This is a genomic window from Segeticoccus rhizosphaerae, assembly GCF_009192725.1.
Classification (GTDB): domain Bacteria; phylum Actinomycetota; class Actinomycetes; order Actinomycetales; family Dermatophilaceae; genus Segeticoccus; species Segeticoccus rhizosphaerae.
The window spans coordinates 21863-27862 of the sequence record NZ_VOHR01000020.1; the positions used below are offsets into that span (position 1 = coordinate 21863).

5 protein-coding genes are annotated in these 6000 nt (G+C 69.4%); 2 read left to right on the plus strand and 3 right to left on the minus strand.

The window, feature by feature from the left end; translation table 11 throughout:
- Positions 1 to 195: 195 nt before the first annotated feature.
- From FRW57_RS03395 to ychF, 3 genes are all read right to left on the minus strand, one after another.
- Complete coding sequence (locus FRW57_RS03395; RefSeq protein ID WP_152185298.1) at positions 196 to 984, minus strand: GNAT family N-acetyltransferase; 789 nt, start codon at positions 982 to 984, stop codon at positions 196 to 198.
- A 44-nt stretch (positions 985 to 1028) separates the two neighbouring features.
- A complete protein-coding gene (locus FRW57_RS03400) occupies positions 1029 to 1415 on the minus strand; it encodes a VOC family protein (RefSeq protein ID WP_152185299.1) in 387 nt (128 codons plus the stop codon).
- 195 nt (positions 1416 to 1610) lie between these two features.
- Positions 1611 to 2696, minus strand: a complete 1086-nt coding sequence (gene ychF, locus FRW57_RS03405; RefSeq protein WP_152185300.1) for a redox-regulated ATPase YchF — start codon at positions 2694 to 2696, stop codon at positions 1611 to 1613.
- Positions 2697 to 3099: 403 nt separating this feature from the next.
- On the opposite strand from ychF, the gene aspS reads away from it, so the two are divergent.
- Both aspS and FRW57_RS03415 read left to right on the plus strand, forming a co-directional pair.
- Positions 3100 to 4404 (plus strand): aspartate--tRNA(Asn) ligase, encoded by a 1305-nt coding sequence (gene aspS / locus FRW57_RS03410; RefSeq protein WP_137120538.1) that lies wholly within the window; start codon positions 3100 to 3102, stop codon positions 4402 to 4404.
- Positions 4405 to 4715: 311 nt separating this feature from the next.
- Positions 4716 to 6000, plus strand: a 1285-nt coding sequence (locus tag FRW57_RS03415; RefSeq protein ID WP_203230196.1) for a GH25 family lysozyme, incomplete at its 3' end; no start/stop codon positions are given.

The following is a 6000-nucleotide window of genomic DNA, read 5'->3' on the forward strand; positions in this document are numbered from 1 at the left end:
ACAGCCCCTCCGTTTCGCGACGCCTGCGCCGGTCCACCAGCGCCGCCGAACTGGTGCGATCGAACATGCACCTGGTACGCGAATTCAACGAACGCTGCCGGCGACATTATGCGAGCCATGCGCTCAGCGGCCCACAGTGAACCGGAGCTGGCTGTGGTCCCCGAGGCGTGACCCGGCTGCTGTTGGTGCCGGGAGTCATCGGCTCCACTGGTATGGGGTCGTGGTCGAGACCCTCGCCAGACCAGAGCGCTCGAGGATCGGCCGGGAGAACTCCGTCGAGTCGCTGTTGATGAAAGTCTTGCCGAGCCGAAGCGCCGATCTGGCCCGCGCCGCGGTGAGGGCGCGGTAGATCCCCCGACCCCGCCAGTGCCGCAAGGTCGCCCCGCCCCAGATCCCGGCGAAGTCCGTGTCAGGCACGGGATCCAGTCGTCCGGCACAGACGACGCGGCCCTCGGCCTCGGCGATCCACAGCTCCATCCCGTCACCACGCTCCAGCCTGCGGATCGCCGCATCGGACCGCTCGCGCCAGTGTGGGTCCTCGAAAACCTCGCCCTGCATGGCGCCCATCGCGAGCACGTCGGCCTCACTGGTGACCTGGCGCAACCGCACCCCGTCCGGCAGCGGCACGTCGACGGCGAGCATCCGGGCCTCGCCGATCATGATGGATTCCGGCTCCTCCGGGACGAATCCGTGGGCCAGGAGCGCCTCGTGCAGCCCCGGCGCGCGGTCGTGTCCGCGTGACTTCCACTCGACCCGGGTGATCAAGGGGTCGGCGGCATAGTGGGCGAGCGCCTCGGCCACGAGCTGCCTGACCTGTTCGGCATGGGCTCCGCCCAGGTCGCGGTAGGTGATGAATCCCCTACCCCCGTCGAAGGTGACCAGCCACAATGGGCCGTGCCGGGTCACCGACAGGGCACCCGCGGTCTCTGCGTCGGTCCGGAGCTGCGCGTCATACGCGGCGAGCAGGGCGGTGTGGCCAGTCATGGCCGCCAGCGTGCCGGGCTACCGATGCGGCGGCAACAGGTTTGTCAGAGCTGGGCCATGCCGAAGACGTTGCCGTCGGGGTCCTTGAACCAGGCCATCCGGTCCTCGCCCAGCTCGGCAATTCCCTTCTCATTCGTCTTGATCCGGTCACCGTCGACCTGCTCGAAGCTGACGCCGTTGGCGGTGAGCTCGTCCACCGTCTTCTCGAGGTCCTCCACCTCCCAGGCGGCGATCGTGCCGCCCGACTTCCCCGCGTTGGCGGGCGAGGGGTAGATGTGGATCTCACGGCCCGCGCCGCACGGGTACGTGATCCCGCCGTCGCCGATCTCCCTGCCTCCCGATAGGCCGAGCTTGTCCTCGTAGAACTCCCTGGCCCTCGCGAGGTCAGACACGGGTACCGCCGGCTCGACCTTGGCGTTAGAAACACCCATCTCGCTTCTCCGCTCTGTTCGCGCCCAATGGCTGACCAGTGGGTCACCAAGAGTCTGTTGCCCGGCCGCGGTTCGGTCAACAACTCGCCCAGCTCGGCGGCGCGCGCCATCTTCGTCAAGCGGTGGCCGAGTGAAGATCCACCGTGGTGCCGCCCCCGGCGACCGAACTGGCCCTGAACTGCGCGACGAGCAGACTCACACGTTGAAGCGGAACTCCACCACGTCGCCGTCGGCCATGACGTAGTCCTTGCCCTCCATCCGGACCTTGCCGGCCGCCTTGGCCGCGTTCATCGACCCCGCCTCGACCAGGTCCTCGAAGGAGACGATCTCGGCCTTGATGAAGCCCTTCTGGAAATCGGTGTGGATGACGCCGGCCGCCTGGGGCGCGGTCCAGCCCTTGCCGATCGTCCACGCGCGTGACTCCTTCGGCCCGGCAGTGAGGTAGGTCTGCAAGCCGAGCGTGTGGAATCCCTTGTGCGCCAACTGGTTCAGGCCCGACTCCTTGGCGCCGAAGGACTGCAGCAGCTCGAGCGCCTCCTCCTCGTCCATCTCCGCGAGGTCCATCTCGAGCTTCGCGTTGAGCAGGATCGCGTCGGCCGGCGCGACCATCGCGGACAGCTCGGCCTGGAGCGCGTCGTCGGAGAGCTGGTCCTCGTCGACGTTGAAGACGTAGAGGAACGGCTTGACGGTCAGCAGCGACAGCTCGCGGATCGCGGCGACGTCGATGCCCGCCGCAGCGGCGCCGGCATACAGCGTCGTGCCCTGCTCGAGCAGCTTCTGGGCGGCCTGCGCGTTGCTGAGCAAGGCGGGATCCGACTTCTTGCCCTTGACCTCCTTCTCGATCCTCGGCAGTGCCCGCTCCAGGGTCTGCAGGTCGGCGAGGATGAGCTCGGTCTCGATCGTCTCGATGTCGCCTGACGGGCTGACCTTGCCGTCGACGTGCACGACGTCGTCGTCCTGGAAGACCCGGATCACCTGGCAGATCGCGTCGGCCTCGCGGATGTTGGCCAGGAACTTGTTGCCCAGCCCCTCGCCCTCGGAGGCACCGCGCACGATGCCGGCGATGTCGACGAACGACACCGTCGCCGGCAGGATCTTCTCGCTACCGAAGATCCCGGCGAGCGTCTGCAGCCGAGGATCGGGCAGCGGAACGACGCCGACGTTGGGCTCGATGGTCGCGAATGGGTAGTTTGCCGCGAGGACGTTGTTCTTGGTCAGGGCGTTGAACATCGTGCTCTTGCCGACGTTGGGGAGCCCGACGATGCCGATAGTGAGTGCCACGGGGACAGGAGTCTAGTCGCCGCCGAAGCGTATGCCGTCCGCGCACCAGCGTCCGCCACGTGCCGACCACTCGTCCCCGGTTGTTGCTGCGACGAGGCGTCACCGATGACGCCCTTCCCCAGCAACATCGATGTGACGGCGCGGGAGAGCGGCGGCTACGCTGTGCGAGTCAGCGCGACGAGGGAGACCGAGTAGTCGCGGGACGTCGTCGCACAGAGAGCCACCGGTAGCTGGGAAGGTGGCCGGCGAGCCCGCGGTCGAAGACAGCTCCCGAGCGGTGACCGGGTGGCCGTCGCATCGGCCGAGCGAGGCCGGCGCACTTCCGCGGCGGCGAAGGTGTGGTGGCACCGCGAGCTTGCCCTCCGCCCACACCTCCAGGGCCTGGAAACTCTCTGGAGGTGACATGAGCAACACATCCGTATGCCGCACGCTGGCTTCCGAGCTCCCCTCGGCGCCGCCCGGCTCCCCCGTCCGCGTCAGCGGCTGGATCCACCGGCGTCGACGCCTCGCGTCGGTGACCTTCCTGGTGATTCGCGACCGCAGCGGGCTCGCCCAGGTCGTCGTGCGCGACCCCGACGTGGTCGCGCAGGTCGAGTCGCTCGGCGAGGAGACCGTGGTCGAGGTGAGCGGCGTCGCGACGGCGAACGCCAGCGCACCGGGCGGAAGGGAGATCGCCGAGCCGGCGCTGGTGGCCCTGTCGGAGCCGGCAGCAACGCCACCGGTCGAGCTGTGGCGGCCGACGCTGAGCGCCGGCCTGCCCACGCTGCTGGACCACGGGGCCGTCACCTGGCGCCACCCGACGCAGAAGGCCAAGTGGCAGCTCGCCGCCGCCTCGGTGGCCGGATTCCGCCACGCTCTGGATGCCCTCGACTTCACCGAGGTGACGAGTCCCAAGTTCGTCGCGTCGGCGACGGAGTCGGGCGCGAACGTCTTCGAGGTCGACTACTTCGGCCGGCCGGCCTATCTCGCCCAGTCGCCACAGTTCTACAAGCAGATGCTGGTCGGGGTGTTCGAGCGGGTCTACGAAGTCGGGCCGGTGTTCCGGGCGGAGCCGCACGACACGGTGCGGCACCTGGCCGAGTACGTCTCCCTCGACGTGGAGCTCGGCTTCATCCGAGACCACCGTGACGTGCTGGCCGTGCTGCGTGAGGTGCTCGCGGGCATGGTCATCTCGGTGCACGAACGAGCTGCCGCCGCAGTGGAGCTGCTCGACATCGAGGTCCCCGAGGTCCCGGCGGAGATCCCTGTCATCCACTTCGCGGAGGCCCTGCGCATCGTGGGCGCGCCCGACGACGAGCCCGACCTCGCCCCCGCCCACGAGCGGGCCCTCGGAGAGTGGGCGCTACGCGAGCACGGGTCCGACTTCCTGGCGGTCGAGGGATACCCGCTCGCCAAGCGGGCCTTCTACACGCATCCACAGCCGGGTGACACCCGGTGGAGCAACAGCTTCGACCTGCTCTTCCGCGGGCTCGAGCTGGTGACCGGTGGCCAGCGGCTGCATCGTCACTCGGACTACCTGCGGGCACTCGAGGAACGCGGCGAACCGTTGGAGCCCTACGCGTCATACGTCGAGACGTTCCGGCACGGCATGCCGCCGCACGGCGGCTTCGCGATCGGTCTCGAACGGTGGACCGGGCGTTTGGTCCGGGCGGACAACATCCGCGAGGTCACGCTTTTCCCGCGGGACCTGCGCCGCCTCACCCCTTGACCGGACGGATGGCCGCGGGGCAGGCTCGCGGCCATCCTCCGGGCCGGCACACCGGGTGGACCGGCACCACGTCGGCAGCCGAGGTGGGTTCCGGGCGGAACGCCCGTTAGCGGCCGACCGCACAGGACTGCCCGCGACACGCCGACAGTGTCCGAACTGTGACCAAAGCGATATCGACACGGCGTGAGCACCTCCGTCATAGTGTGACCGCCGGGTCACTCCAGTCACTGGCACCTCACTGGTCCCGGCGGTTCCCAAGCCGTCGTCGGCCGTCGAAGTCACCCCCTCCATGCCCCCAAGGAGCTCCGCTGATGCCGCCTGCCCTGACCGGTCCCGCCCGGCGCCGGATCGCCGCCGGATGTGTGGCCGTGCTGACCACCGCGGCACTCGCCGTCGCGTCGGCACCGGCCACGAGTGCCGCGACGACGGACACCAGACCGCTCGGCATCGACGTGTCGGTGTGGCAGCGGCCCTACGGTGCCGGGATCGACTGGAACGCCGTGCGATCCAGCGGGCGCTCCTTCGTCTTCATCCGCGCCACCTATGGCACGACGGTCGACCGCTACCTGGCCTCCAACTGGGCAGGCGCGGAGCGGGCGGGGCTCTACCGGGCGGCATACCACTTTGCCCTGCCCAGCCGGCGCAGTGGCTCGGCGCAGGAGCAGGCCAGGGCGTTCGTGGCCGCCGCCGGCCGGCACCAGGACGTGGGAGACCTCGCGCCGGTGCTCGACCTCGAGACCGACGGTGGCCTGAGCGCGAGCGAGCTGCGCACCTGGGCCCAGACCTGGCTGACCACGGTGGAGTCCCTGACCGGACGCATCCCCGTGATCTACACCTCGCCGTACTTCTGGGGCCAGGAGATCGGCTCGGACGCGTTCAGCCTGATCACCTTCCCGTTCTGGGTCGCGCACTGGACCAGCAAGCAGAATCCCGACATGTTCGCCGGGGCCACCTGGCTGTTCTGGCAGTACTCCTCGACGGGGCGCGTGGCCGGCATCAAGTCGGCCGTCGACCTCAACCGGTTCAACGGCACCGCCGCAGAGCTGAGGGCGGTGGCGCACCCGGGGACCCATCCGACGTTCACGGCGCCGTCATCGCTCGCCAAGGGCAGTGCCGGGCGCTTCAGCGGACACCTGCGGTCGTTGACCGGACAGCCGGTCACCAGGGCTCGGGTCACGCTCTACCAGCGGACCGAGGGATCGAGCACATGGGCCAAGGTGGCGACCACCACCACCAGCTCCGTCGCGGCCTCCTACCGGTTCACGTATGCCCAGAGCAACGCCGCCGCCTACCAGGTGCGCTATCTGGGCGGCAACGACTTCGCCCAGTCCGTGTCGGCCACCCGGTCGGTGCGACTCGCCACCGCGACGACTCCCCAGGCCACGCCCGCACCGGCTCCACCGGTTGCCACGAGTTCGAATCCGTATGCGTGGTACTCGAAGACGACGCTCCGGCAGGGGTCCACCGGCGCCGCCGTCACGGCGCTCCAGAAGGCCTTGCGCCTGACCGCCGACGGCTACTTCGGCCCCAGGACCAAGGCGGCCGTCATCGCCTACCAGCGCTCCCACCGGCTCACCGCCGACGGCATCGTCGGCC